This window comes from Agrobacterium sp. K11 (assembly GCF_059429395.1).
Map to the genome: position 1 here is coordinate 194714 of NZ_JCAHRB010000012.1, position 26119 is coordinate 220832.

The following is a 26119-nucleotide window of genomic DNA, read 5'->3' on the forward strand; positions in this document are numbered from 1 at the left end:
GCAGACCATATCCCCACCAGAACCAAGGAAAAATTCGATGACCAGACTGAAACTTGCACTGCTTCTCACCGCTCTTGCCACACCCGCCTTCGCATCGGGCACCCACGGCGGCGGCCATGAAGCGATGGCGATTGGCGAACCCGGCGACAAATCCAAGGTAACCCAGACCATACAGGTCACCATGAAGGAAACGCCTGATGGCAAGATGCTGTTCACGCCCGCCAAGTTCGAATTCAAGAAGGGCAAGACCGTTCGCTTTGCCGTGAAGAATGTCGGCGAGCTGGACCATGAATTCATTCTCGACGAACAGAGCGCAAATCTGGAGCACAAGGCCGCCATGGCAAAGGCCCCGGAGATGGAACACGACAATCCGAACGCAATCAGCCTTGCGCCGGGCGAAAGCGGCGAAATCATCTGGAAATTCACCAATGACGGCATGTTCGAATTCGCCTGCCTGAAGCCCGGACATTACGAGGCCGGCATGCGCGGCGATCTCAAAGTTTCGGCCAAGTAACCAATCGAAAAAAGGAATCTGACCATGAAGACGATCGTTAAAATTACCCTTGCAGCCGCTTTGTTGCTTACAGCCCCCTTTGGCGCATTCGCACAGGAATTCACCAAGGGTACGGTGAAGAAGGTCGACGCTACCGCCAAGAAAGTCACCATCATTCATGAGGAACTGAAGAACCTCGACATGCCCGCCATGACGATGGTGTTCCGCGTCAAGGACGATGCCCTGCTCGCCAAGCTCAAGGAAGGCGCGAACATCGAGTTCATCGCCGAACGTGCGGATGGCAAGCTGGTCGTCGCGCAGGTGAAATAAGGCAGTCCTCGTCTGCACATGCCCGTACCAGACCACAGGCACGGGCATGTGCGATTTGAGCAGGCGGCGGACGAACCCCGGACACAAATTTATTGCTCGGGGCATGACCTTTGTTCGGCGCTATGCCGTATTCCCATGAATTAGCGCAGAAGCACAGTGTCGATTGTGTCCGCATGCTTCGTGAACAGCCGATGCAGTGAGAGGAACACGGCGAGCATCAGTGGCCATGCAATCAGGACATCGGAGAGAAAATGTGCGCCCATAGCTGCCCTGTTTAGGGAGCAAAGCACGATGAACGGCATCAAGATCGCCGTGGCACTCAGGCGGAATTTTTCCGGCAGGAAGATGATGAACGCCAGCAGGGCGATTGCGGACGCGCTTTCGCCGGATGGAAAGGAGCAGTTGCGCGAACAGCTGCCATCGAGGGAAAGAACGGGCGTAAAAAACAAATCCGCCCCGAATTCACTGATATGCCGCGGTCTGGCACGTCCGAACAGGTTTTTCAGCACATGCACGGTCGCACCCGGCCCAAGCGCATAAAAGGTGAGAACAAGTAGCAGTTTGTGAGGGCGGATGGCACGCCGCACGCCGGACACAAATGGCGTTGCAAGGAGCAGGCAGACAAGCGTGGACAATAAAATGGCGGGAAGTGCGCGGTTCAGATCGCGGACGGAAATCAAGAATTGATCCTCGCCAAGACGAAAACCATCTGTCCAGAACCAGCGACTGGCGTCAAGATCGATATCCGGCCTGACAGTGAAGAAGATCATCATTGCAAGCGTGGTCGAAAGCGCGAGCAGGGATGGGCTGCCGGAAACCCATGCGAAAGTCTGGCGCGCCGTGGGGATGACGGCAAAGCGGAACTTCGGTTTTTCGGGCCGGCCTGGCCATTTCTGTTCGGTCTTATGGGAGAGATACTGGTGCATGGCCAGCTTTCTTCCGTAGAAATGTCAAGGTTCTGCGGAGGAAGTCTCAAGACTGAGAGGAAAAGCGTGCCTGCAGCATCTATCTCGGGCGACAGCTCTTGCCCGGCGCTTTGCGTCGGCTTAGCGTCCCGGCAATAAAGCGGTAATATCAGTAAGTTCGTAAGGTCAGCATGGACAAAGGTCTCATTCTCATCGTCGAAGACGACCCCGACATCATGCAGATTCTGGACGCCTATCTCATTCGTGACGGATACAGAACCGTTAGAGCCGGGGATGGCGAGACGGCCATGACGCATTTCTCCATGCTGCGGCCGGATCTCATTCTTCTCGACATCGGGCTACCGAAGCTCGATGGCATCGATGTGCTGACACGCATACGGCGGGAGCGTGATACACCGATCATCATGGTCACCGCCCTTGCCGAAGATATGGACAAGCTGACCGGTCTGCGCCTGGGTGCCGACGACTACATCGTCAAACCTTTCAACCCGCAGGAAATGGTCGCCCGGGTGAATGCCGTTCTAAAACGCTCGCGTCAGCCAACTGGCGGAGGGATCCTGCGTTTCGGCGCCATCGAAATAGATACCGAAGCTTACATCGCGGCTGTTTGCAGCGATGCGGGACGAACCGTTCTGCCGTTGACGCTCAGCGAATTCAGAATTCTTGCCCATATGACGCGTCGCCCCACCTATGCCTTTCAGCGGGCCGATCTTCTGGATGCCTGCCTGCCGGAAAGCGATGCGCTGGCACGCACGGTCGATACGCACATCGCCAATCTGCGTAAAAAACTGACGGATCACGGTGCTGGCGGTTATCTGGTGTCGGTGCGCAGCATCGGCTACCGGCTTGCCAGGGAGCAGACATCATGAGGTTCCGGCGGCTCCGCCTGCGCACGATGACGGCGATCACAATCACCACAATGCTCATCTTTGCGGTTGCGTTGGTCTATTTCGGCGTTTCCTGGTATTCGGACACCATTGAGGAGCGCATCCTTGCCCAACTGTCGCCTGATGCCGCCACGGCTTTCTCGGATATTGACCGGGGCGTGATGCCGGATCAGAGCCAGCTTCAGGCCCTTATCGAGGTTTTACCGGGCCTGGAGGACCAGGCAGATAGCGAACTTCTCAAATCGGTGTTCCTCTTCGGATTGCTCGGTGTCTTCCTGTGCAGCTTGCTTGGTTATTTCATCTCCCGGCGCATTGCAGCACCTCTCGGCGAACTTGCCGACGCGGCGCGGCGCATGGCGACCGGCGACTTCAGCGGAGGCGCAAAGATCAAGGCGAGCCGCATCGCCGAAGTCGGATTTCTGGTCGACAGTTTCGAGACTTTGACGCAGGAGCTTCAGATGATGGAGCGCCGGTTGAAGTTCAACACCATGGCGGTAGCCCACGAGCTGCGCACCCCGCTGACCATCCTGCAAGGCCGTTTACACGGCATTGCCGATGACGTCTTTCCGCTCGACAAGCAGGCCATTCGCCACCTCATCGGCCATGTGGAAGGACTTGCGCGTCTCGTCGACGATCTGCGGACGCTTTCGCTGGCAGAAACCAACAGTCTCGTTACGGAGATGCGGCCACTCGATCTCGCTACCGAATGCGCGGCCGTGGCGGAGGCGGCACGGCCTCTTCTCGAAGAGGCAGGAATTCGTCTCGATATGTCGCTGCAGACGGCTCCAATTAGCGGCGACCCTCAACGCCTTCAACAGCTGCTGCTCATCCTGATGGATAATGTACGCCGCTATGCGGCGAGCGGGAAGAGCCTCTTCTGCTCGACCGGAGTCCGGGAAGGACGTCCCTTCATAACAATCGAAGACAACGGGCCGGGTTTTCCCCCCGGCATCGAGGCACACGGCATCGAACTCTTCTGGCGCACAGAGCCGTCGCGTGCACGTAAGACCGGTGGCACCGGCCTCGGCCTGTCGATTGCTCGAGCGATCGCAAGGGCGCATGACAGCGATTTCCAGATAGATCCGCGACAAGACGGCGGAACCGTCGTCACGGTTCTCTTCAAGGCAGCCACCTGAAAAATCCCGGCGAGTTGATGCTCTCCCATGCGCGCTGACGGTGTGCTTCGTCGGGGCTTATTCCAGGGTTTCGCCGCGCCAGGACTGCTGTCGGGAATAAGGTGATCGCAAATTTTCCTTACGCCGAATTATTTTCTATAAAATAGATAGAAAAAGAACGACCTGTCTTTCTTGAGGCGCTCCTCATGCCTAGTTTAGCTGTCATCATTGGTCGCCATCAGGGAGGACCGATGTTGAGCGAAATCCCGTATCGATCCAGCAAACTGCACCGCTGCAATTGATACTGGCGCATTATCGGCCCGGTTGAATTGGGGGAAAAGGTGACACGATACGTTATCATTGGCGCAGGCGCGGTTGGCGCGAGCCTTGCCGCGCAGTTCGAGCTTTCCGGCATCAAATATGCTCTGGTCGGACGCGGCGCACAAATTGCCTCCATCATTGAACAGGGGCTGAGCTACCAACGCCCCTCAGGCACGCAACAAATAAGGCTGAACGCCTTCGACGTATCCGCTCCGCCGGACCTGGCGCCCGACGATATCCTGCTGCTGACCGTCAAAACGCAGGATGCGGCAGCCACTCTGGCAGACTGGTCATGGCGACAGGTATCCGGCGTGGAAGGTCTAACAGCCACGCAGTTGCCGGTGGTTACCTTTCAGAACGGTCTGGCGACGGAAGCGCTGGCGCTCAGGACCTTCGCCAATGTCTACGGCGCCAGTATTCTGACCCCTGCCCGGTTTACACAAACCGGCGCGGTTGCGGCGGCCGGCAATCCGCAGGTCGGCGTGGTCACGATCGGGCGCTTCCCGGCCGGTTCCGACGAAACGGCGAAGGAGATTGCCGCAGACCTCACACGCGCCAATTATCTTGCGGAAACCAGCAGCGATATCCGCCGCTGGAAATCGGCAAAACTGCTTCATAACGTCCGCAACGCGCTGGATCTGTTCGACGGAGAAGACGATCTGCGAGCATCGATCGCCGAAGCGCTGGTCAATGAAGCCCGCCAGGCGCTTGAGGTAGCAGGCTACAATCTCGCCTCTCCCTCTGAACGGGCTGTCGATATTTCAGGCTGGAGCATCGCTCAAAACAGCGGCATTCAGCCCGGCCAGCAATCGACCTGGCAGAGCTTTGCCCGGGGCGCTTCCAGCGAGGTCGACTTTCTCAACGGTGAGATTGTGCTGCTCGGCCGTCTGCATAACGTCGCGACACCGTATAACGAGGCTATCCAGTCTCTTGGCGGCAGGCTGGCGCATCAGGGCGGCTTCTCGAAGGCGGTGCCGCTTGACGCGATCCTTTCTTTTGTCGGGCAGCTCCACGAGCGCGACAAAACCGGTCTCGCCGCCGCGCAATGATGCGTGCGACCCGTTCTTCCCATGAAACCACCAAGCTGAAGCGATAAAATGAGAGAAGCCATTCCAGACCAGATTCTCACCGCCGCCGGCGCGCTGTTTTATACCGAAGGTATCCGGGCGGTCGGTATCGACCGCATCATCGAAGAAGCGAAGGTCGCAAAAGCTACTCTCTATCGGCATTTTCCGTCCAAGGATCATCTTGTCGCGGCCTATCTTCAGGATCGCCACGATCGTGTCATTCGCTCGCTGAAGGATGTTCTGACGGCGACGATTGATCCAAGGGACCAGCTGCAGGTGATTTTCGAGCGGCTTTACGAGAAGGCCGACAGCCCTGAATTCAGGGGCTGTGCCTTTGCACTCGCGGTTGCCGAACACGGCGATTCCGAACGCGTCGTCACCGTGGCTCGAACCCACAAAAGAATGGTGCGGGATATTTTCGAGACCGTCATGTCGAAAGCGGGGGTGCGACTGGATCAGGCCGCCTCCCACCTTTCGCTTCTTTACGAAGGCGCACTTGCCACCGTCGCGGTCGGGCGCGATCCGCATGCCGTACTCATCGCCCGGGACTGTGCGCTCTCGGTATTCGATCTCGCCACCGGCGAGATATCCTCAGGAGACAAGATATGACCAAGACCATCGACTATTTCTTCGGCATCGGCTCCCCCTGGGCCTTTCTCGGCCTGGAGCCTTTCGCCACGCTCGCTAACGAGCACAACGCCACGATACGGCCCTATGTCATCCCGCTGATCGAGGATAATGGCGCCATCTACTCACGCAACCGTCCGGAAGCGCGCCGCGCCTATTGGACGAAGGATTTGAAGCGATGGGCGGCGTTGCGCGGCAAGTCCCTTAACTTCGACAATCGCGCCGCCCTTTCCGATCCCACGCCGGCCGGCTTCATGGTCATTGCCGCGATCGATGCGGGCGAGGACTGGTTGAGGCTGACCAAGGCGCTTCAGGAAGCTTTCTGGGAAGGAGGCCAAGATATTGGCAATGCCGAAGTTCGCCGCGCAATCGCTGACAAAGCCGGTTTCGACGGGGCGGCGCTGGACGAACGCGGCGGAAGCGATGCCGTGGAAGCCATCCGGAAAGCCAATTATGAGGCCGCAAAGGCAGCCGGTGTGTTCGGGCTTCCGACATTCCGCTACGAGGACGAACTGTATTGGGGACAGGACAGCCTGCCCTTCCTCGAACGTCATCTCAAGGGCGAAAAACTGGCCGCCTGATCCCCGCCGAAAACCGGGTGACTGTCACGCCGTGGCCGCAACCCGGCCATGGCTCTCTCCAGACCATTCCCGTGGAGTTTCTCATGTCTCTTTTCCCGCCCTCTTCGCGCGGAGTATCGCGATGAGCGCACTGCCTCCCGCTCTCTCGGACGCTTTGCGCAACCGTTTCGGCGAGCGTTTTTCCACCGCGCAGGCATTGCGGGAACAACACGGCCGTGGCGAATCCCACCATACGCCGTCGATCCCGGATGCCGTCGTTTTCGCCGAGAGCACGGATGATGTGGCGGAAGCCGTGCGGCTTTGCGCCGCTGAAGGTGTTCCCGTTATCGCCTTCGGCACCGGCACTTCGCTCGAAGGCCATCTGACGGCAGTGCGTGGCGGTGTCTCCGTCGATCTGTCGCGCATGTCGAAAATCGTCCGCATCAGCGCCGAGGATCTCGATTGCACGGTGGAGGCCGGCGTCACGCGCGAGCAACTGAACACGCATCTGCGCGACATGGGCCTGTTCTTTCCGATCGATCCTGGCGCCAATGCGTCCATCGGCGGCATGGCGGCAACCCGCGCTTCCGGCACAAACGCCGTGCGTTACGGCACAATGCGAGAAAACGTGCTGTCGCTGACAGTCGTCTTGCCGAACGGCCAGGTCATCCGCACCGGCGGGCGGGCGCGTAAATCATCAGCAGGTTATGACCTAACGCGGCTGTTCGTCGGCTCCGAGGGGACGCTCGGCATCATCACGGAAGTGACGTTGCGACTCTACGGAATTCCCGAAACCATCTCGGCTGCACTTTGCTCCTTCGAAAGCGTCGAACAGGCAGTTGCGGCAGCCATTACGGTCGTGCAGCTCGGCATTCCAGTTGCGAGAATGGAATTAATGGACCGTGGCCTGATCGAGGCCGTCAACGCCTATTCCAATCTTTCCCTCAAGGTCGAGGACACGCTCGCCTTCGAGTTCCACGGCTCGCCTGCTGGCGTGAAGGAGCAGGTCGAGATGGTCGCTGCCATAGTGGAAGACAATGGCGGCAGGGATTTCGAATGGGCGAATGCGCCGCAAGATCGCAACCGCCTCTGGAAGGCGCGCCACAACGCGTTTTACGCCGTGGTCTCGCAGCGCCCGAACGCCAGGGGCTGGTCTTCCGATGTCTGCGTGCCGGTATCCGAGTTGAGCGGCTGCATCGTCAGGACCCGGGAATTGCTACGCGACTGCAGCGTGCCCGCCGCCATTCTCGGCCATGTCGGCGATGGCAACTATCATGTGGTCTTCGCCGTAGACCCTGCAAATCAAGCCGAACTCGACGAGGTGGCGGCAATCAACAAGAAGATGGTGCAGCACGCCATCTCGGTTGGCGGCACTTCCACCGGCGAGCATGGGGTTGGCACCGGCAAGATCGCTTATCTGCGGCAGGAACACGGCGACGCGGTGGACCTCATGGCCATCATCAAAAACGCCATAGATCCGGCCGGCATCATGAACCCGGGCAAGATCCTGCCGAGCCAAGACTTGCCCAGCCGCCGAGAAACGCTTTGACCGTGCGGGATTTCGCAGATGGATAATTACAAGACCCACAGCTCCCACTGGGGCGCCTTTTCCGGCAGCTACCGGAATGGCAAGCTCGATATCCGTCCGCATCCGGACGATCCACACCCCTCGCCCTTGCTCGCCAATCTGCCGGCAATCGCCGATAGCGCCGCGCGCATCCGGCGTCCGGCGGTCAGGCGCGGCTGGCTGGAGGGAAAACCGGGCAACGCGCAGATACGCGGGGCGGACGACTATGTGGAGGTCGATTGGCCGCAGGCGGCGGACCTCGTCGCGAAGGAACTTCAAAGGGTTTACGGCGATTACGGCCCACAGGCCGTGTTCGGCGGCTCCTACGGCTGGTCGAGCGCCGGACGTTTCCATCACGCGCAAAGTCAGGTCCACCGTTTTCTGAATACGCTTGGCGGATATGTGCGCTCCGTCAACACGTATAGTTCCGGCGCGGCGATGGTCATTATTCCGCATGTTCTCGGACCCTATGATCATTTCGACCGCAAGAGCGTTACCTGGGATGCAATCGAGCGCAGCAGCGAATTGATCGTCGCCTTCGGCGGCATGGCGATCAAGAATACGGACGTGCATGGCGGCGGCAACAGCGTGCATATCGTGCCACAGAAGCTGAATGGCGCACGTGCACGCGGCGCGCGATTCGTGCTGATCAGCCCGCTAAAAGACGATTTTCCGAAAGACCTCAATGCGGAGTGGCTGCCGGTCATACCCGGTACCGATGTCGCGCTGATGCTCGGACTTGCGCATGTTCTCGTCACCGAGGGCCTGCACGATCGGGCGTTTCTTGACCGCTATGCCGTCGGCTATCAGCGTTTCGAAGACTACCTGCTCGGCCGGACCGATGGTGTGGCGAAAAGCCCCGAATGGGCTTCCGGGCTCTGCGGCATCGGCACGGAAACTATTAGGGAACTCGCCCGCACCATGGCGCGCGCGAGAACATTGATCACTGTCAGCCATTCGCTTCAGCGCGCCGATTATGGTGAGCAACCCGTCTGGCTGGGGATCGTTCTTGCCACCATGCTCGGTCAGATTGGCCTCGACGGCGGCGGATATTCCTATTCCCTCGGCGCTTTGGGCAATGTCGGCAAGAACCTGCTGGCCGTTCCCCTGCCGACACTTAGCCAGTTCAAAAACCCGGTCGCGGATTTCATTCCGGTCGCGCGTATTGCCGACATGCTGCTCAATCCTGGTGGGGAATTTCACTATAACGGCCAGAGGATGCACTATCCCGATATCCGCTTGGTTTACTGGGCGGGTGGTAACCCGTTCCACCACCATCAGGATATCAACCGGCTACGGGCAGCGTTCAGACGGCCCGAGACCATCATCGTGCACGAAACCGCATGGACATCATCCGCGCGGCATGCCGATATCGTGCTGCCGGCGACGACAACTCTGGAGCGCGACGACATTGGCGCCGCCGACCGCGATCCTCTGATGATCGCGATGAAAAAGCTGATCGAACCGGTTGGTGAGGCGCGCGACGACTACGAAATCTTCTCCGAGATCGCGCGCCGGCTCGGCAAATTCGAAACCTTCACCGAAGGCCGCAGCAGCCGGGAATGGCTTGCCTTCCTCTATGAAACAACGCGTGGGGCGCTTGCCGCCGGTGGGCATGAGGCTCCCGATTTCGAAACGTTCTGGGAACGTGGAGAGATAGGTCTGCCGCTCAAGCCGGATGACGGAGGGCCTGCGCGTGCCTTCCGTGATGATCACCTAGCCTTCCCTCTGAAGACACCATCCGGTAAAATCGAAATCTTCTCCGAGACGATCGAGGGTTTCGGCTATGACGATTGCGGCGGCCATCCGCAATGGTATCCCGGCAGGACGAAACCGGAAGACGAAGCGCTCTATCCGCTGCATCTGGTCTGCAATCAGCCGCATCAGCGTCTGCACAGCCAGCTCGACTATGGCGCCTTCAGCCGCTCCACCAAGATTAAGGGCCGGGAACCCGTGCGCATCAACCCCGAAGATGCAGTCCGCCGGGGCATTGCCGATGGCGATATCATCAGGCTGTTCAACAGTCGTGGCAGCTGCCTCGCCGCAGCCGTCCTGAGCACGGATGTGCGCAACGGCGTGATGCAGCTGGCGACGGGTGCGTGGTTCGAACCGCATGACCGGCATGCAGAGCAAGCGATGTGCATTCACGGCAATCCGAACATCCTGACGCGCGACATCGGCACCTCGAAACTGGCGCAGGGATCGACCGGTCAGATTACCAGAGTGGAGGTGGAACGTTTTGCCGGTGAGGCGCCTCCGGTGCGGATTTTCGAAAAGATGACATTTGCAAAATAAGTGAGGGATGGGTGTTCCGGCACTACCTGAAAAATCGCACCGCCAACGTATTTCGGGCGTCGGAAAAGCTGATCCTACCACCTTCGGAAACCGCGGCAAAATAATCCATTAATTCGATAGAAAAAGAACAACTGGTCTTTCTCCTTCTGGCCACCCTGCTACGTTAGACATCAAGAACCGAATTTCGAAACAAGGGACCGCGTCATGACCGCACGATGTATCAGCAAGCACGGCCTGCGATCGAACGAGCCGTCAATGGCTGAAAGTAACGGCTAAGCCGTGACATCGGTCGGACCCTCCAAGAGGTAACGCAGGCACATTTTTCCCGATTTCAGGACATTGAAACCACCGGCAAGGCTGTCGTGTGAAGCCTTTCGTGTGCCCGCAAAAGACCAGCCAGAGCGGCGATAGTTCCTGAAATCACAAAGACAAGAAACAACGCGACCAATCAGGATTTCTTAATGACGATACGTTCTTCGCTTTTTTCCTTCTCCCGTCGGGGTCTGCTGACCACCACTCTCGCAGGGGCAATCGCGCTTCTGACGACGATGGCGCCTGCTCCGGTTGGGGCAGCAGATACCCCCCGCAATGGCGGCGACATCACCTTCCTCATCGATTCTCTCGGCGACACCTGGATCCCGAATAACAGCGCCATTTCCAGCTTTCAGGGCCATATCTGGGGCCATGTCGCCGACAAGCTGCTTTATGTCGATGCCGATGGTAAGGTCAGCCCCTGGCTTGCCGAGCGCTGGGAGCAGAACGACAATGCCACAGAATTCACGCTTCACCTCAAAAACGGCGTGACCTTCTCCGATGGCACACCGCTGGATGCAGCGGCGGTCGTCGCCAATCTCGACATCTGGTATGCCGGACGCAAGAGCGAAGGCATCAACCCGATCGGTCTTTTCCCCAAGACCTACGACCATGCTGAAGCGGTGGACGCATCCACGGTGAAGGTCTTCTTCAAGAAGCCGACGCTCGGCTTTATTCCGACGCTCGGTTACCACGGCTCGATCCTGATCTCGCCGAAGACCATCGCCCAGCCCGCCACCCAGCAGGCCGATCTCAGCAAGACTTCCGGCAGCGGCCCCTATGTGGTCGAATCCTGGAAGGAGGGAGATTACGTCAAGCTGGTCAAGCGCAAGGACTACAATTGGGGTCCTGCCGCCGTTGGCCACACCGGCCCAGCCTTCCTCGATTCCATCACCTATAAGCTGGTGTCGGAACCGTCGTTGCGTGTCGCCTCGGTCCAGTCCGGCCAGGCCGATGTCGCCTATAATGCTTCGCCGCAGGAGCTGAAGTCACTGCACGAAGAGGGCTTCACCGTCGCAACGCCGCGTTATCTCGGCTTCGTCAACGGCTGGGCGGTCAACACCAAGCTTCCGCCCTATGATGATGTGAAGGTTCGCCAGGCACTTCAGGCCGGTGTAAATCGTCAGGAAATCATCGACACCGTCTATACGCCGGACTGGAAGCTCGCCACGTCCTTCATCCAGAGCAACGTGCCGGGCGCGACCGACCACAGCGCACTTCTCGCTTACGATCCCGCCAAGGCCGAAAAGCTGCTCGACGAGGCGGGCTGGGTCAAGGGCGCCGATGGTATCCGGACCAAAGACGGCAAACCGCTGTCGCTGACAATCCACTCCAATCCCTATCTCGCGACATCCAAGTCGGTCGATGAACTCATCGCCCAGCAACTCGGCAAGCTCGGCTGGAAAGTCGCTATTCGCGCTTACGACGTCGTGACCTTTGGTGAAAAGGTCAAATTCGGCGGTGCGGCCATCCCGACCTATGAGGTGACGCGCAGCTTCATCGATGCAGGCACCGTCGCCAGCATTCTCACCAACGCCAACAATGGCGAGAACTGGTTCGCCCTTGACGACCGCGACGCGACGCTCAACGGATTGCGCGACAAGATCGCCGGCGCCGGCTCTGTCGACGAGCGCAGCCCGCTTCTCGATGAGCTGCAGAAATATGTCCTTGAGCAGGGCTATTTCATTCCGCGAACGCAGATCGTGCAGCGGATCTACGTGCAGTCCCCGAAGCTGAAGGGCGAAGTGTATAACGGCGTGGCTTATGCCAGCTACTATACCGCCTCCATCAGCGACTGATGCGCACAACAGGGCAACGTTGAAGGAGGTCACCGGCATGAGCAATGCCTACCTAACCTACGCCGCAAAGCGGCTTGGCCAGGCGGTCGTCGTCATACTGCTGGCCTATGTCTTCACCTTCGTGGTCGTCAGCATCCTGCCTGGCGACCCGATCACCAGCGTGCTCAGGAACCCGCAAAACGGGTTCACCGAGCAGGAGATCGCGGAAATCATCGCCGCGCAGGGCCTCGACAGACCGGTTCTCGTGCAGCTGTGGTCGTCCCTGTCGGGGTTTCTGACTGGTGATCTGGGCATGTCGATGCGCTCCAACCGGCCGGTGGCGACCCTCATCGCTGAAGTGCTGCCATCGACACTGATCCTTGCATCCACGGGACTTGCCGTCGCCTTGATTCTCGCAATGGCCGTTGCTTACGGAACCCAGGTGGTACCAAAGCGCTACGGCCAGGGATTGCTACGAGCTTTCCCATCGCTGTTTCTCTCGACACCTAATTTTGTGATTGGCCTGATACTGATCCATCTCTTCGGCTTTCAGCTGCGCCTCTTCCGCGTTATCGAACCAGATAGCTTCTGGGCAACGGTGTTTGCCGCAATCACAATCGGAATTCCTTTCTCTGCGCAAATCGCCGAGGTACTTATAGCGAACCTCGACAGGGAGGCAGAACAGGAATACGCGGCCGTCGCCCGCAGCCGCGGCATCGGACAGGCGCGGCTGTTTGCACAGCATCTGCTCAAGCCTGCTTCGTTGCCCGTCGTCACCGTGATCGCCATCACCGTCGGTGAACTGCTTGGCAATTCACTGATCACCGAGTCTGTCTTTGGGCGAACCGGTCTCGGCAGCCTGGTGCAGCGCTCCGTGAGCACGCAGGACCTGCCCGTCCTGCAAGCGATCGTTTCGCTGGGAGCCGTGGTGTTCGTGCTCGTCAACCTGATTGCCGATCTTCTTTATCCCCTGCTCGATCCACGCGTGCAAATTCTCGGCGCGCGAAAGCCTCGCTTGGCCATTACAGAGGATTCCTCCACCACCACCAAGGCGGTGACACCATGACTTTCGCCTCGAACGCCTCCCTGCCGGGTGCGACCCCTGCAAACAGGCTGACAGGCCTGCGGATACCGCTGACCGTCGCCTTGTCCTTCGCCATTATCGCGCTCGTCGTCGCCTGGTCACTGGCGCCCGGCCTTTTTACCAGTCACAGCCCGGTCGTCGGGGTGCCGACGGACAAATTGCTCGGCCCAAGTCTTGCGCATTGGTTCGGCACCGACCACCTCGGCCGCGATGTCTACGCACGCGTCGTTTATGGCACGTCCTCTTCCGTCTCCAGCGCACTCGTCGCGGTCGTCATCGGCGTTTTCGCCGGCGGTCTCATCGGGCTTCTTGCGGGCTTTCTCGGCGGCTGGGTCGATATCACACTTGCCCGGCTGGTCGATGTGCTCTTGGCAATTCCAAAGTTTCTGCTGGCGGTGATCGTGGTCACCGCCATCGGTTTCGAGACCATCAATGCCGCCATCGCCACCGGCGTCTCCGCCGTAGCGGTCTTTGCCCGCGTCACGCGTGCGGAGGTCATCAAGACCAGACAGGCGACATTCGTGGAGGCTTCGTACCTGCTCGGCGGCTCGCGCTGGTTCATCCTTCTGCGCCACGTTCTGCCCAACGCGTCACGCTCGGTGCTGCCGCTTGCCGTGTTGCAGTTCGGCGAGTCGATCCTCGTGATCGCAAGCCTTGCCTTTCTCGGATACGGCGACCCGCCGCCCGCCTCGGACTGGGGCCTGCTGATCTCGATCGGCAAGGATTACCTCAAATGGCCGTGGCTCGTATACGCCCCCGCCTTCGTCACAATCGCGACCGTCCTCTCTGTAAACAGGATCAGCCGATGGCTACGCAAGACAGACTGACCACCACTATCGCCCGCCCCGTTACCTTTGCGGCCAGACCGCAGCCGCAGCAGGCTCCTGTCCCGCTTCTCCGGGTCAACGATCTTTCGGTTGCCTATGGAGGCCAGGAGGTCGTCAGCAATGTCGGTTTCGAACTCGGCCGTGGCAAGAGCCTTGCCCTCATTGGCGAGTCCGGTTCCGGCAAATCGACAATCGCCCGCGCGGTCCTTCGGCTTTTGCCAAGCGGGGGACATGCCACCGGCCACGTCACCTTTGGTGATCAGGAGATATTGGGACTGCCAGAGCGCAACTTCCGACCGCTGCGGGGACGCGCCATCGGCTTTGTCCCGCAGGATCCAGGCAATTCGCTCAATCCGGTGCGGACAATCGGCGCGCAGGCCATGGAGGCGGCCGCACTTCTCGACGAGCCTGACAAGGCGATCCGCAAGGCCCTCATTCTCGAGACCTTCGCGCAGGTGGGATTGGAAAACCCGGGTGTTGTCTACGAGTCCTACCCGCACCAATTATCCGGCGGCATGTTGCAGCGGGTGCTCATAGGCCTTGCGGTTCTGCCGCGCCCGTCACTTCTGGTCGCAGACGAGCCAACGTCTGCGCTCGATGTGACGATCCAGAAGCGGATCCTCGATCTGCTCTCGCGGTTGCAGCACGAGCTGGATATCAGCATGCTCCTCATCACACACGATCTGGCGATCGCCGCCGAACGGGCGGATTCGCTGGTAGTCCTGAAGGGTGGCAAGGTTCAGGAAGCCGGAAGCACCGCATCGGTGTTTTCCGCACCGGCCTCTGCCTATGCAAGGAAGCTGCATGCGGACGTGCCGGCACTCAATCCGGATCGCTACGCCCGGCTGCGCGATCCGGGTTTCCGTCTGCTGAAGGCAGAGTCCACGACGACGCCAAAGATCGCGGTCAATGCCGTCACCAAGAATTTCAGGGTCGGCGACAGGGTGCTGACGGCGGTCAACAACGTCTCCTTCAACGTGCCTGCAGGTACCACCCATGCGCTGGTTGGTGAGTCCGGCTCTGGCAAGACGACAACCATTCGGCTGCTGCTTGGCCTGGAGGAACCCGACACCGGCACGATATCGGTAGCCGGCGAAGAATTGACCGGCCGCTCCCGTACGTCGCTGCGTGCAACCTGGCGCCATCTTCAGTTCGTCTACCAGAACCCGTTTACCTCGCTTGATCCCACCTGGAGTGTCGAACAGCTGGTGCGCGAGCCGCTTGATCGTTTCAAGATCGGAACCCGTGCGGAACGGCTCGAAACTGTTCGTGAGGCTTTGGCCAATGTGGGCTTGAGCGAACACCTTCTCAACTGCAAGCCGACGGCCCTTTCGGGTGGCCAGCGCCAGCGCGTTGCCATTGCAAGGGCGCTGGTTCTCCGACCGGATGTGATCGTGCTCGACGAGCCGACCTCCGCACTTGATGTCAGCGTCCAGGCAGACATCGTCGATGTGCTGCTCTCGCTGCAGGCGAAGCTCGGCCTGACCTATGTTTTCGTCTCCCATGATCTGGCACTGGTACGCCAGCTCGCCCACACCGTTTCGGTGATGCAGCGCGGGCGTATCGTCGAACATGGAACGGTCGTCGATATCTTCGACAATCCGCAGCACCCCTATACCGCGTCGCTGCTGGAATCGATCCCATCCGGTGCCGCAACCATCGCCCGTGCGCCACAGCCGCTGCCCCGGCGGGTTCACGATAAGGAAAAGATCGCATGACCATCGCTGCACCCATCGATACTGCGTCCACGTCCTTCCGCCCCAAACAGCGGCTCGGCTTCAATACCCGCGTATCTTTCAGCGACGATGCCGGGCCGGCGCAGGGGCTGCGTGAGGGTATCAAACTGTTCAAGGCTGCCGAACAACTGGGCTACCAGTCCGGCTGGGCCTATCAGCGGCATTTCGATCACTATCTGTCCTCACCGCTTCCGTTCTTCGCCGCTGCCGGCCAGCATACCCGGCATATTACGCTCGGTTCTGCGGTCATCCCCATGCGCTATCAGGATCCGATCCTGCTTGCCGAGGCGGCCGGCACGACCGACCTTTTGATTGATGGGCGACTGGAACTTGCCATTTCGACCGGCGCAAACGCCGCCTTTGACGCGGTATTCGGCACGGTCGACACCGATGCCCGCACAGAGGCCAGACGTCGTCAGGCCCGCTTCCTCTCGGCAATCGCTGGCGATGTCCTGCACCGTGTCGAAGGCGGCCAATCCAACCCGGAGGGCACGGCACTGCGTGTCACGCCGCATAGCCCGACACTGCGTTCGCGCATCCGGCAGGGTGCAGCAAGCATTGCTTCGGCTGTGCAGGCGGCGGAACTCGGCATCGGCCTTATCTCGGGAACCGTCCAGCACGATCAGGCAGAAGGCGAGAGCTTCGGGGAATATCAGGCCCGCCTCATCGAGGCCTTCCGTTTCACATGGCGCAAGACATGGACAACGGAACCGCCTCCGGTCGCCGTCGCCGCCTCCATCCTGGTTGGCACCACGGCCGAGCTTCGCGAAAAATACGCCGCCTATGATCTGGAGCGGCGTACCAAGGGTATTGCCGCGTCTCGCCCCAAAGGCGCTCTCGAACAGGCAGCCCAGCCAGCGGGGTTTCAAATTTCGCCCGTTTTCCAGGGCACGCCCGATCAGGTGCTGGCATCGGTATTCAACGATCCGGGCCTTGCAGCAGCCGATGAGGTCGTGCTGTTTTTGCCGCCTGCCTTCGGTCTCGCCGAAAACATACAACTGCTGACCGATCTGGCGGACACGGTGGCTCCGAGCCTGGGCTGGTCGCCCACCTTTTAACCGTTAGGGCACCGAGCGATTGCCACTTCGTGGCAGCGACTTGAAGACGGAAACGCGGCGGCGGTTGCTGGTCCTATATCGAAGGCCGTCACAGGGAATATTTTCTACATATTCGATAGAAAAAGAAAGACCTGTCTTCCTCGTTCCTGCGCCGCGCCCTAACATGCTTGCATTGAACCTGAAGGAGCGCCCATGTCCGCGGAATTTATCAGCGTAAGCTTTCCCAATGCATCGAACGATCTAAACCCCGTTCCAGACGCACCTGTGGATCCTGTTTTTCTGGAGCGCTATGCCCGCGCCCTTGATGATTACGGTTTCAACTATACGCTGATCCCTTACTCCTCATCGTCTTTCGATCCTTTCACGCTGGGCGCCACGGTGCTCGCGCACACGAAAAACATCAAGATCATCGTCGCCCTGCGGCCGAACACGGTTTATCCCACAGTTGCGGCCAAGTCGCTCGCGACGCTCGATCAGTTGAGTGGTGGACGTGTCGTGGTGCACTTCATTGCCGGCGGCAGCGATGAAGAACAGGCGCGTGAAGGCGACTTCCTCAACAAGGAAGAACGCTATGAGCGCCAGGAGGAATATATCCGCATCCTGCGCCTGGCCTGGACCTCGAAAGAGCCCTTCGACTTCGACGGAAAATATTACCAGTTCAAGCAATTCCGCAGCGCGGTGCGGCCCACAAACGGGCTTATTCCGATTTCGCTCGGCGGCTCCTCGGACGCCGCCTATCGCATCGGTGGTTCGCTCTGCGATATCTTCGGCCTGTGGGGAGAGCCGCTTGCCGAAACCAAACAGCAGATCGAGCGGGTCTATGCGGAAGCCGCAAAGGCGGGCCGCACGGATCGCCCCCGGATCTGGGTCACATTCCGGCCGATCGTCGCCGAGACGGACGAGCTTGCCTGGGAAAAGGCTCACAGAACTCTGGATCGGCTGAACGAGAACCGCCAGAAAGGTGTAACACGCGCACCGCTCAACGCGCCGCGCCCGGCCAATGTCGGTTCGCAACGGCTTCTGGAAATCGCCGCACGCGGCGATGTGCATGATCGCGCCCTCTGGTATCCGACGGTCACCGCCACCAATGCCAGCGGCGCCACCACTGCGCTGGTCGGTTCGCCACGCACCATTGCGGATTCCATCCTCGACTACATCGATCTTGGCGCTGACCTGATCTCGATCCGCGGCTACGACAATTACAACGACGCGGTGGATTATGGCCGCTACATCCTGCCGCTTGTCCGCGAAGGCATTCGCGAACGGGAAGATGCGAAGAAAAAGACCGCTGCATAATGCCGCGATCCGGCCCGGTCGCCTGACCGGGCATTTTTTTGAAGTGCAGACGGAGCCAATCGCCCCTGATGGGGAAATGGTATTCCCCACAGCCAGAGAGCCTCGACCACGCATGTCTCATGACCCAACTGTCCTAGACGCAACCGCTCGCATCCTTGAACAGGCCGCACCGGATGCGGACCAGACTGGCCAGTTTCCCTGGACGGGTATCCGTGCCGTTCACGAAAGCGGCCTCCTCGAAAGCACGGTTGCGACACGTTATGGCGGCCAAGGAGCGACGCTTGCCGATACCGCCCACATTCTCGCGGCACTTGGCCGGGGCGATCCTTCCGTGGCGCTGATCAGCGCCATGACGATCTTTACCCATCTCGCCCAGGCCGCGAAAAACCACTGGCCCGAAGATCTCTACCGGCGGCTTCTGATGGACGCCAAACAACGGCCGTTGCTGCTCAATGCCGCGCGTGTCGAGCCGGAGCTGGGGTCGCCGGCGCGCGGTGGCCTGCCCGCGACGCTCGCCCGCCGGACAAACAATGGCTGGTCTATCACGGGCCGAAAACGCTTCGTGACGGGCGCATATGGTCTCACGCATTTCCTTGTCTGGGCGCATACTGACGAAACGCCGGCGCGGGTGGGAACATTCGTGGTGCCGAACGGGTTGCCGGGCATCAAGGTCATCGAGAACTGGCAGAGCCTCGGCATGCGCGCTACGGGATCGCACGATGTCGAATATGCCAATGTCGAAATCCCGGCGGAAAACGTCATCGACCTCGTCGATCCATCGGTCGCCCAGCAGGACAACCGGGCGCATGCGGCACTCACGCTGGCTTTGACAGCGCTTTACCTCGGCGTAGCAGAAGCCGCTCAGGCCAAGTTCATCCGCTTCGCGCATGAGCGTGTGCCGGCCAATCTCGGCCATCCCATCGCCCGCACGGAACGTTTCATAACGCTTTCAGGCGAAATCGATCTTCTGGTCTCCGGCGCCCGCCAGATCATTTTCGGCACGCTCGAAAACAACAATGGCGATGCGGAAGGATTCATCAGGGCAAGGCTGCTTGCCGGCCGGCAGCTGCGTGATGCCGTCGAGATCGCAGTGCGCGGCATCGGCAATCCAGGTCTTGGTAGCGAACTGGGCCTCGAACGACATTTCCGCGACATCCAGACGGTGCTCGTCCATGCGCCGCAGGAGGATACGTCGATTGCGATTTTGGGCCGCTCCGCCTTTGGCCGCTGGAGCCGCGAGGAGACTGCGGCCGCCCAACCTTCGGCAGGACTGCAAATCCTGAAATCCGCCTGACTATCGTCCCAGCGCCCGGGCACCACTAACCGTGGGCAAGTTTTCGCGCCGGGCCGAAAACCACAAAGCTCAGAGCGGCGAGCAACCAGACACTGATGCCAGCATAAAGCATGACCAGACCGAAACCGTCCGCGAGTGCCTGATGGACGAGTGCATCCGAAACACGCTCCACCGACGATCCCGCGGTTCCCGCCGCGATCTTCTCCGCGAGCGAACGCAGGGCGGGCAAATCCGCGCCGGACGGCAGGTTGGCCCTAAGCGACGACCAGACGCCCTCAACCAGAATGAAGCCCATGATCGGGATGTTGATGGCAAGCGAGATCATTCGCGCGCTCATGTCGATGCCGGAGGCCATGCCGGAACGGGCAGCGGGAACGGCACCGGTTGTCGTATTGGTGACCGGCGTGTTGGTGAGGCCAAGCCCGACACCGGACAGGATGCAGCCGGGCAGCATGGTGAGCCAGCTCGCATCTGCGACACTGCTGCCAAGTTTCATCAGCATGAAACCGAGACCGATGGTGAACAGCCCGGCCGGGACGACAAGACGGGGTTGATAACGCAGCGACAGACGCTCGGCCAACGGCGGTACGACCAGCGCTGGCAGCGTATAGGCAAGCAGACCGAGACCGGCGGTGACGCTGTCATAACCAAGGCCCGCCTGAAACCAGATCGGCAGATAGATCATGAACGGCCAGAAGCTGATGTTCATCGCCGCCGAGCCGATAATCGCGCCGGAAAATGGCCGGATGCGAAATACGGAGAAATCGAACATCGGCCTTGGAGTGAGCTTTTCGACGATCACGAAGGCGATAAAACTCGCGACTGATAGACCAAGGATCAGAAGTGCCTTTGAACTGGCAAAGCCGAGTTCCGGTCCTTGGGTGATGAAAAACGCAAGGCAGAACACGGCAACCGAAAGTGTGGCGATACCGGCAAGATCAAGACGGGTCGCATCCGGATCACGCGATTCTTCCACACCGCTTGCGGCAAGGAACAGTGTCAGGATGCCGAGGGCCACGTGAACGAGGAATACCCACTCCCAGCTCCACAGCGCAACGATGGCTCCGCCGATGATCGGCCCGAAACCCAGCCCGACGCCGGAGACAATACCCCACCAGCCGAAAGCCATTCCACGCTCGCGGGCCGTGCGGAACTGATGTGACAGAATGGCGATCTGGCATACCAGCATCGCTCCACCGCTTAGTCCCTGAAGGAAGCGTGCGCCGATCAGCACCGCCACGCTTTCAGTCATGCCGCAGGCGAGGGAGGAAATGGCGAAAGCGACGATGGTCGCGATGAAGACGCGTTTGCGACCGAAGCGGTCGGCCAACGCGCCGGTTGCCATCAGCACCATCGTCACGCCGATCGTATAGGCGTTCATGATCCACTGCAGCTGCCGGAAATCCGCGTGCAGCACCTGCTCGAGCGTCGGCAGGATCGCCGGCACGCTGGAGATTTCCAGCCCGAACATCAGAGCGGAGAGACAGACGGCAGCGAGCGCAATGGTACTTCTACTCCGGGTTGGGGCGGTAACGGCAAGGGTCATTCTTCAGCCTTTCGTGGTTCGGACTGAAGCATCAGAAGACATGCACGCTTCGATCCGTGTTTTGCAGAGTCCAAGGCAAATTAGTGAAAGCTTGACCATAACTGAATTGGATGCTTGGATATTTCAGAGACAACAAATTTGGATGATTAAAGTGACCACTCTGGATGTGGATGCCGTTCAGGCTTTCGTCACCATCGCCGATCTGCAGAGCTTCACCCGCGCTGCCGAAACGCTCGGAACCACGCAGGGTGCCATCAGCGTCAAGCTCAAGCGACTGGAAGACCGGCTCGGCCAGCGGCTTCTTGAGCGGACGCCGCGTTCGGTGCGGCTTTCCGCGCAAGGCGCCGTGTTTCTAACACCAGCCCGCGAATTCCTTGCCGCGCACGATCGCGCCATGGCAGGGCTTTTTTCCACGCGCCGACGCTTTGGCCTTGGCATCGCCGCCCATGTTGCCGGGCCGGAAGTGCCAACGCTGCTGGCGCGGCTCAACGCGCACGATCCGGGACTGACGATAGAAGTGCGGATGGACAATTCCCGCACGTTGCTGGATGCCTTCGACCGCGGCGAGATCGATGCTGCAATCATCCGGCGCGAGGATGACAGGCGTGATGGCGAAGTGCTCGGGCCAGAGCATTTCGGCTGGTTCGCAGCCCCGCAATTCGAGCATCGTCAGGGCGAGCCGCTGCGACTGGCAGCGCTTTCGCCCGCCTGCGGTGTACGTGACATCGCCGCTCGTGCTCTTGATTCCGCCGCCATCGCGTGGACGGAAGTCTTTCTTGGCGGCACCTCATCGATGGTGACCGCGGCCGTTTCGGCAGGTCTCGCCATTTCGGCATTCTCCTGCCGCCTGGCGCCACCCGGTACAATCGAGGTCAGCCAGCGTTTCAGCCTCCCGCCGCTGCCTTCCACCGAGATCGTGATGTTCTCGACCCTTACCGACAGCAGATCCCGTGAGGCGCTGCGCACACTGGCCGCCGCTTTCCGGGAGCATCGGCCGTGACTGTGAGCGACACCCAGTGGGTGCACAGGTCCTTGACTGGTCGCGCGCCCAGGTCGCACTGATGCGCCCAAGCCGGAGTACACGGGCGCTGGAAGCCATCATCCGCGATCTCATCGAGACCCGCGACGGCGCGACATATTTCGCCGAGCGCGTATGGGGCATTTCCCTCCGCTACGAGCTAGGCGGCAACGATCCGCTGGTGGGCTGAAGCGTTCCGGACTTCGCACTGGCGGACGGGAGGAGCAACGGCGAACTTCTGAGAGAGGGCAAAGGTCTGCTTTTGAATTTTAGCGTGGACGCATCGCTTGAAGCGCTGGCAGGCCGCTGGAACGGCCGGATTTCCTATGTCGCCGGCAATGCCATCGATCAATTGGGCTTGAGCACAGTCCTGGTGCGCCCCGATGGTATCGTCGCCTGGGCCACGGAGTCTGCTCCGGACAAGGAGAAATTCGCAAGGGCAGCAGCCCGTTGGTTCGGAGAGATTTAACGGGTATGTGAGGTGGCCGATCCGGTTGCCACGCCATTTCTTCGGCAGATATGCCAGCCCCCGGCAATCTAGAGATTGTTTCATTGCCTTCCTGCGTCAGCCGTACCGATGTATCGTTCCTTCCTATCAATGCAATGGAGTCATCATGTCCCTTCCCCAGAAAATCGGCTTTATCGGAACCGGCGCTATCACCGATGCGATGGTGCGGGGGCTCCTCAGCACGCCTGCGGCCGTGCCGCATATCATGGTGTCCCAACGCAGCGCGGATATCTCGGCCAGGCTTGCCGCCGATTTCCCGCAGGTGATCGTCTCCAGCGACAATCAGGCGATTGTCGACGGCTGCGATACCGTCGTTCTGGCCATCCGCCCGCAGATCGCCGAGGACGTCATCCGGCCGCTGCGGTTTCGCGAGGGGCAGAAAGTCATAAGCGTCGTTGCCGCAACCGGTCGACATGCACTGCTTGACTGGATCGGCGCGGATGTGCGCCTGACCCAGGCGATCCCGCTGCCTTTTGTCGCCCGCCGCAAAGGCGTCACGGCCGTTTACCCCTCCGATGCGGATACCGCCGCGATCTTCAACGTGCTCGGAAATGCGGTGGAATGTGAAACAAAGGCGGAATACGACCTTCTCGCCGCCGCAAGCGCCCTGATGGCAACCTATTTCGGCATTCTGCAACAGACGACGGAGTGGTTGGCGGAAAACGGCCTGCCGGAAGAAAAGGGCCGCGCCTATCTTGCACCCCTCTTCGCCGGCCTCTCCGAAGTGGCGCTGCTTGCCGGCAAGGACACGGACTTTACCGATCTCAGCCGCGAATTCGCCACCAAGGGTGGCCTGAACGAGCAGGTTCTTCAGGACTTTGACGGCAATGGCGGTTCGAGCGCATTGAAGCGGGCATTGAGCCGCGTGCTGGAACGGATTACGCAGTAGACAGTGCGCGCCGACAATCGATCCGAACTGAAAGAACGATGCAATGACCTTTACTATCCATATGATCGATGTATTCGGCTCCGGCCCGCTTTCTGGCAATCCGCTGGCGGTCGTCACGGGTGCAGACACCTTGACCACGGATGACATGCAGCGATTGACGCGGTGGTTCAATCTGTCCGAAACCACGTTTCTGCTGCCGCCCACCCACCCCCAGGCTGATTACCGTGTCCGGATATTCTCACTGGACCGGGAGATGCCTTTTGCCGGACACCCTACGCTCGGCACTTGCCATGCCTGGCTTTCCGAAAACGGCCTGCCCAAAAGCGAAACGGGCATCGTTCAGGAATGCGGTGCCGGTCTGGTGACGATCCGGCACGCGCATGGTCGACTTTCCTTTGCCGCTCCGCCCCTTATCCGTTCAGGCGCGCCGACACCCGCAGAGCTGGAAGAGGCCCGGCTGCTGCTGGGAATAGAGACACGCGACATCGTTGATGCCGCATGGATCGACAATGGCCCCGGCTGGTTGGGGATCAGGCTGGCATCGGCTGAGAAGGTGCTTGCCCTTGAGCCGGTCCGCAGCTGGCCCGGCCGCATTGACATTGGCGTCGTTGGTCCGCACGCAAATGGCGGCGAAGCCGCCTTCGAGGTTCGCGCCTTCTTCAGCGATCATCTGGGCGCCATCGCCGAGGATCCGGTCACCGGAAGCCTCAACGCCTCGCTGGCGCAATGGCTGTTTGCGACAGGCGTGGTCGCGGAAGACTATGTCGCCGCCCAGGGCACACGTCTTGGCCGTCAAGGCCGCATTTACCTGACCCGCGATGATACCGGCCAGATATGGGTCGGCGGCGAGACACGCACGCAAGTCGAAGGCCGGCTGCACGGCCTTTGAAAAGACAGATAATGACGAGGTGACTTGATGAATAGCAGTGTTTACCGCCCGATTTCGCAACGCGTATTGGCGGATGATTGGGGACGACTGACCAAATATGAGTATGAACTTCAGCTAAGGGACGGAAGCTGGCAACGGCAGACCCGGGAGGCGTATGATCGCGGCAACGGAGCGACATGCCTGTTGTACAACCCCGCAAACGACCATGTTTTGCTCACCCGCCAGTTCCGTTTGCCGGTTCTCTTGAACGGCGGCCTCGAGTCGCTGATCGAGACACCGGCGGGGCTGCTGGAAGGCGCTGAACCGGCAGCGCGCATGCGTGCGGAACTGATGGAGGAGACCGGTTATGAGGTTTCCGAACTCACCCATCTGTTCGATATCTATATGAGCCCCGGATCGGTCACCGAATACCTCGCCTTTTTCTACGGCGAATATGCCGAGAACCATAAAGTGGGCACAGGCGGCGGCTCCGCGGACGAGGGAGAAGACATAGATGTGCTGGAAATCGCTCTGCCAGACGCTATGCAGATGATCAGCCGCGGCGATATTCGCGACGCCAAGACCATCATTCTGCTGCAGCACCTCACCATCCGGCTTTTGCAGGAAAAGCACGGAACACGCTGATCTCGACCGCAATATCTACCAATGCGGAAGCGATGCTGATTACGGCCAGACTACAGGATCAACAGGACGAATTTGCCTGACGTAGACTGGCCGAAACCCATCACTTGCGTTGGGCAACAAAGATCAAAGACTTACGATTTGGGCTTCACCTGCCATCCTCAAAACGGAATGCGGGAAAGCCCTTGATGCCGGACGGAATGACCCAAACGCCACCGGAAAGAGGTACCTCGCTCAGCCTGTCTTGCGTCATGTTATGGCGGTGCGATGTCACGAAAAGCGAGCCGAAATCCGGCCCGCCAAAGCAGGGCATCGTTGGATGCGGAACAGGCATCCTTACCGTCCCGATCTGTTGACTGCCGTCTTCCGAGAAAATGTTCAAAACGCCGGCAGAGACACCCGCGCTCCAATATCGGCCGCTTATGTCAAGACATCCACCATCGGGCCTTCCGGTCTCTTCCTGCATTTGTGCGACGAGCACACCTTCATCAAATACACCGTTGGTTTTGTCGAAATTCCGCCTGCGTATCCATTTCTGCACGGAATCGCTTTGCCACATGACGGAACCGTCCTGCGAAAAAGCGAGGCCGTTGGGACATGTCAGTCCGGTCTGGATACGTTCGGCCCCATTATTCGTAATACGCCAGAGCTCTCCATGGGGCTGCATCTGCGAGAGCGGTACATTGTGCATGGTACCAACCCAGAAAGCTCCATCCGGACCGACACGTCCGTCATTCAGCCGGCAGGCGATGCCTTCAGGTGCGGGAATGGAATGAAGTGTGCGCCGCGCGCCGCTTTCCGGATTGAGGATGAGTATATCCATTCCGCAAGCGGCAATCAGATCACCGCTCTGACAGAGCCCAAGACTGGAGACGGTTTCCGGGAACGTCCATTCACGATACTGGACGCCGCCCAGCCCAGCTGAACGTAGCTTCTTGCCAAGAATGTCACACCAGAACAGGACCTGACGTCTTTCGTCCCACACCGGGCTTTCCGCAAGAATGCTGATTTGGTCGCACAGGAGTCCTGCCTGATCGATCGCAGGCGCGTTGTCGAAATTTGCTGTTGTCATTTT

Annotated in this window: 23 protein-coding genes and 1 pseudogene; 21 read left to right on the plus strand and 3 right to left on the minus strand. The window is 59.9% G+C overall.

Features of this window, described 5'->3' with window-relative positions:
• The first annotated feature begins 37 nt into the window (after positions 1 to 37).
• Positions 38 to 514, plus strand: a complete 477-nt coding sequence (locus AC5SEO_RS22330) for a cupredoxin domain-containing protein (protein WP_004431582.1) — start codon at positions 38 to 40, stop codon at positions 512 to 514.
• Positions 515 to 538: 24 nt separating this feature from the next.
• On the plus strand, positions 539 to 823 hold the full coding sequence (locus AC5SEO_RS22335) for a copper-binding protein (RefSeq protein ID WP_004431579.1): 285 nt from the start codon (positions 539 to 541) through the stop codon (positions 821 to 823).
• A 140-nt stretch (positions 824 to 963) separates the two neighbouring features.
• Here the strand turns inward: AC5SEO_RS22335 and AC5SEO_RS22340 are convergent, their stop codons facing one another.
• A complete protein-coding gene (locus tag AC5SEO_RS22340) occupies positions 964 to 1749 on the minus strand; it encodes a phosphatase PAP2 family protein (protein WP_174068981.1) in 786 nt (261 codons plus the stop codon).
• A gap of 170 nt (positions 1750 to 1919) precedes the next feature.
• Between AC5SEO_RS22340 and AC5SEO_RS22345 the strand changes: the two genes are divergently transcribed.
• The 14 genes from AC5SEO_RS22345 to AC5SEO_RS22410 all read left to right on the plus strand — a co-directional run bounded on the left by AC5SEO_RS22345 (position 1920) and on the right by AC5SEO_RS22410 (position 19573).
• Positions 1920 to 2618 (plus strand): response regulator, encoded by a 699-nt coding sequence (locus AC5SEO_RS22345; RefSeq protein WP_004431575.1) that lies wholly within the window; start codon positions 1920 to 1922, stop codon positions 2616 to 2618.
• Positions 2615 to 3772, plus strand: coding sequence for an ATP-binding protein (locus AC5SEO_RS22350; RefSeq protein WP_495364018.1), 1158 nt, complete (start codon positions 2615 to 2617; stop codon positions 3770 to 3772). The genes AC5SEO_RS22345 and AC5SEO_RS22350 overlap by 4 nt, the downstream gene beginning before the upstream one ends.
• Before the next feature lie 320 nt (positions 3773 to 4092).
• On the plus strand, positions 4093 to 5121 hold the full coding sequence (locus tag AC5SEO_RS22355; RefSeq protein ID WP_174068979.1) for a ketopantoate reductase family protein: 1029 nt from the start codon (positions 4093 to 4095) through the stop codon (positions 5119 to 5121).
• A gap of 48 nt (positions 5122 to 5169) precedes the next feature.
• Positions 5170 to 5748 carry a TetR/AcrR family transcriptional regulator gene (locus AC5SEO_RS22360; RefSeq protein ID WP_060642182.1) on the plus strand — a complete coding sequence of 193 codons (579 nt, stop codon included), beginning with the start codon at positions 5170 to 5172 and terminating at the stop codon, positions 5746 to 5748.
• Complete coding sequence (locus AC5SEO_RS22365; protein WP_025595255.1) at positions 5745 to 6347, plus strand: 2-hydroxychromene-2-carboxylate isomerase; 603 nt, start codon at positions 5745 to 5747, stop codon at positions 6345 to 6347. The genes AC5SEO_RS22360 and AC5SEO_RS22365 overlap by 4 nt, the downstream gene beginning before the upstream one ends.
• A 121-nt stretch (positions 6348 to 6468) precedes the next feature.
• The gene (locus tag AC5SEO_RS22370) at positions 6469 to 7875 is read left to right on the plus strand and encodes an FAD-binding oxidoreductase (protein WP_025595256.1); all 1407 of its coding nucleotides are present in this window, start codon (positions 6469 to 6471) and stop codon (positions 7873 to 7875) included.
• A gap of 18 nt (positions 7876 to 7893) precedes the next feature.
• The gene (locus AC5SEO_RS22375) at positions 7894 to 10188 is read left to right on the plus strand and encodes a molybdopterin guanine dinucleotide-containing S/N-oxide reductase (protein WP_111783662.1); all 2295 of its coding nucleotides are present in this window, start codon (positions 7894 to 7896) and stop codon (positions 10186 to 10188) included.
• 461 nt (positions 10189 to 10649) lie between these two features.
• The gene (locus tag AC5SEO_RS22380; RefSeq protein WP_025595258.1) at positions 10650 to 12299 is read left to right on the plus strand and encodes an ABC transporter substrate-binding protein; all 1650 of its coding nucleotides are present in this window, start codon (positions 10650 to 10652) and stop codon (positions 12297 to 12299) included.
• Positions 12300 to 12336: 37 nt separating this feature from the next.
• Positions 12337 to 13344, plus strand: a complete 1008-nt coding sequence (locus AC5SEO_RS22385) for an ABC transporter permease (protein ID WP_003518071.1) — start codon at positions 12337 to 12339, stop codon at positions 13342 to 13344.
• A complete protein-coding gene (locus AC5SEO_RS22390; RefSeq protein WP_003518068.1) occupies positions 13341 to 14189 on the plus strand; it encodes an ABC transporter permease in 849 nt (282 codons plus the stop codon). The genes AC5SEO_RS22385 and AC5SEO_RS22390 overlap by 4 nt, the downstream gene beginning before the upstream one ends.
• The gene (locus tag AC5SEO_RS22395; protein ID WP_025595259.1) at positions 14168 to 15907 is read left to right on the plus strand and encodes a dipeptide ABC transporter ATP-binding protein; all 1740 of its coding nucleotides are present in this window, start codon (positions 14168 to 14170) and stop codon (positions 15905 to 15907) included. Before AC5SEO_RS22390 ends, AC5SEO_RS22395 begins: the two co-directional genes overlap by 22 nt.
• A complete protein-coding gene (locus AC5SEO_RS22400) occupies positions 15904 to 16983 on the plus strand; it encodes an LLM class flavin-dependent oxidoreductase (protein WP_174068978.1) in 1080 nt (359 codons plus the stop codon). Before AC5SEO_RS22395 ends, AC5SEO_RS22400 begins: the two co-directional genes overlap by 4 nt.
• A gap of 192 nt (positions 16984 to 17175) precedes the next feature.
• Positions 17176 to 18279 (plus strand): LLM class flavin-dependent oxidoreductase, encoded by a 1104-nt coding sequence (locus AC5SEO_RS22405; RefSeq protein WP_003518064.1) that lies wholly within the window; start codon positions 17176 to 17178, stop codon positions 18277 to 18279.
• A 112-nt stretch (positions 18280 to 18391) separates the two neighbouring features.
• The gene (locus AC5SEO_RS22410; protein WP_025595261.1) at positions 18392 to 19573 is read left to right on the plus strand and encodes an acyl-CoA dehydrogenase family protein; all 1182 of its coding nucleotides are present in this window, start codon (positions 18392 to 18394) and stop codon (positions 19571 to 19573) included.
• A 25-nt stretch (positions 19574 to 19598) separates the two neighbouring features.
• Here the strand turns inward: AC5SEO_RS22410 and AC5SEO_RS22415 are convergent, their stop codons facing one another.
• Entirely contained in the window at positions 19599 to 21119 is a 1521-nt protein-coding gene (locus AC5SEO_RS22415) for an MFS transporter (protein WP_025595262.1), read from the minus strand.
• A gap of 142 nt (positions 21120 to 21261) precedes the next feature.
• Between AC5SEO_RS22415 and AC5SEO_RS22420 the strand changes: the two genes are divergently transcribed.
• From AC5SEO_RS22420 to AC5SEO_RS22440, 5 genes and pseudogenes are all read left to right on the plus strand, one after another.
• A complete protein-coding gene (locus AC5SEO_RS22420) occupies positions 21262 to 22119 on the plus strand; it encodes a LysR family transcriptional regulator (protein ID WP_003518061.1) in 858 nt (285 codons plus the stop codon).
• A 1-nt stretch (position 22120) separates the two neighbouring features.
• Positions 22121 to 22606: pseudogene (locus AC5SEO_RS22425) on the plus strand (aromatic-ring hydroxylase C-terminal domain-containing protein); the annotation flags it as partial.
• A gap of 145 nt (positions 22607 to 22751) precedes the next feature.
• Positions 22752 to 23534: a pyrroline-5-carboxylate reductase gene (locus AC5SEO_RS22430; protein ID WP_060642179.1), complete on the plus strand. Its 783-nt coding sequence runs from the start codon at positions 22752 to 22754 to the stop codon at positions 23532 to 23534.
• Positions 23535 to 23577: 43 nt separating this feature from the next.
• Positions 23578 to 24423: a PhzF family phenazine biosynthesis protein gene (locus tag AC5SEO_RS22435; RefSeq protein ID WP_025595265.1), complete on the plus strand. Its 846-nt coding sequence runs from the start codon at positions 23578 to 23580 to the stop codon at positions 24421 to 24423.
• 27 nt (positions 24424 to 24450) lie between these two features.
• Entirely contained in the window at positions 24451 to 25047 is a 597-nt protein-coding gene (locus tag AC5SEO_RS22440; protein ID WP_019566599.1) for an NUDIX domain-containing protein, read from the plus strand.
• 145 nt (positions 25048 to 25192) lie between these two features.
• Here the strand turns inward: AC5SEO_RS22440 and AC5SEO_RS22445 are convergent, their stop codons facing one another.
• Positions 25193 to 26116, minus strand: a complete 924-nt coding sequence (locus tag AC5SEO_RS22445; RefSeq protein WP_025595266.1) for an SMP-30/gluconolactonase/LRE family protein — start codon at positions 26114 to 26116, stop codon at positions 25193 to 25195.
• Positions 26117 to 26119 lie beyond the last annotated feature (3 nt).

Coding starts and splice junctions, on each gene's coding strand:
- AC5SEO_RS22330 (WP_004431582.1), top strand. CDS start 38: ATGACCAGACTGAAACTTGCACTGCTTCTCACCGCTCTTGCCACACCC.
- AC5SEO_RS22335 (WP_004431579.1), top strand. CDS start 539: ATGAAGACGATCGTTAAAATTACCCTTGCAGCCGCTTTGTTGCTTACA.
- AC5SEO_RS22340 (WP_174068981.1), bottom strand. CDS start 1,749: ATGCACCAGTATCTCTCCCATAAGACCGAACAGAAATGGCCAGGCCGG.
- AC5SEO_RS22345 (WP_004431575.1), top strand. CDS start 1,920: ATGGACAAAGGTCTCATTCTCATCGTCGAAGACGACCCCGACATCATG.
- AC5SEO_RS22350 (WP_495364018.1), top strand. CDS start 2,615: ATGAGGTTCCGGCGGCTCCGCCTGCGCACGATGACGGCGATCACAATC.
- AC5SEO_RS22360 (WP_060642182.1), top strand. CDS start 5,170: ATGAGAGAAGCCATTCCAGACCAGATTCTCACCGCCGCCGGCGCGCTG.
- AC5SEO_RS22365 (WP_025595255.1), top strand. CDS start 5,745: ATGACCAAGACCATCGACTATTTCTTCGGCATCGGCTCCCCCTGGGCC.
- AC5SEO_RS22370 (WP_025595256.1), top strand. CDS start 6,469: ATGAGCGCACTGCCTCCCGCTCTCTCGGACGCTTTGCGCAACCGTTTC.
- AC5SEO_RS22375 (WP_111783662.1), top strand. CDS start 7,894: ATGGATAATTACAAGACCCACAGCTCCCACTGGGGCGCCTTTTCCGGC.
- AC5SEO_RS22380 (WP_025595258.1), top strand. CDS start 10,650: ATGACGATACGTTCTTCGCTTTTTTCCTTCTCCCGTCGGGGTCTGCTG.
- AC5SEO_RS22385 (WP_003518071.1), top strand. CDS start 12,337: ATGAGCAATGCCTACCTAACCTACGCCGCAAAGCGGCTTGGCCAGGCG.
- AC5SEO_RS22390 (WP_003518068.1), top strand. CDS start 13,341: ATGACTTTCGCCTCGAACGCCTCCCTGCCGGGTGCGACCCCTGCAAAC.
- AC5SEO_RS22395 (WP_025595259.1), top strand. CDS start 14,168: ATGGCTACGCAAGACAGACTGACCACCACTATCGCCCGCCCCGTTACC.
- AC5SEO_RS22400 (WP_174068978.1), top strand. CDS start 15,904: ATGACCATCGCTGCACCCATCGATACTGCGTCCACGTCCTTCCGCCCC.
- AC5SEO_RS22405 (WP_003518064.1), top strand. CDS start 17,176: ATGTCCGCGGAATTTATCAGCGTAAGCTTTCCCAATGCATCGAACGAT.
- AC5SEO_RS22410 (WP_025595261.1), top strand. CDS start 18,392: ATGTCTCATGACCCAACTGTCCTAGACGCAACCGCTCGCATCCTTGAA.
- AC5SEO_RS22415 (WP_025595262.1), bottom strand. CDS start 21,119: ATGACCCTTGCCGTTACCGCCCCAACCCGGAGTAGAAGTACCATTGCG.
- AC5SEO_RS22420 (WP_003518061.1), top strand. CDS start 21,262: ATGATTAAAGTGACCACTCTGGATGTGGATGCCGTTCAGGCTTTCGTC.
- AC5SEO_RS22430 (WP_060642179.1), top strand. CDS start 22,752: ATGTCCCTTCCCCAGAAAATCGGCTTTATCGGAACCGGCGCTATCACC.
- AC5SEO_RS22435 (WP_025595265.1), top strand. CDS start 23,578: ATGACCTTTACTATCCATATGATCGATGTATTCGGCTCCGGCCCGCTT.
- AC5SEO_RS22440 (WP_019566599.1), top strand. CDS start 24,451: ATGAATAGCAGTGTTTACCGCCCGATTTCGCAACGCGTATTGGCGGAT.
- AC5SEO_RS22445 (WP_025595266.1), bottom strand. CDS start 26,116: ATGACAACAGCAAATTTCGACAACGCGCCTGCGATCGATCAGGCAGGA.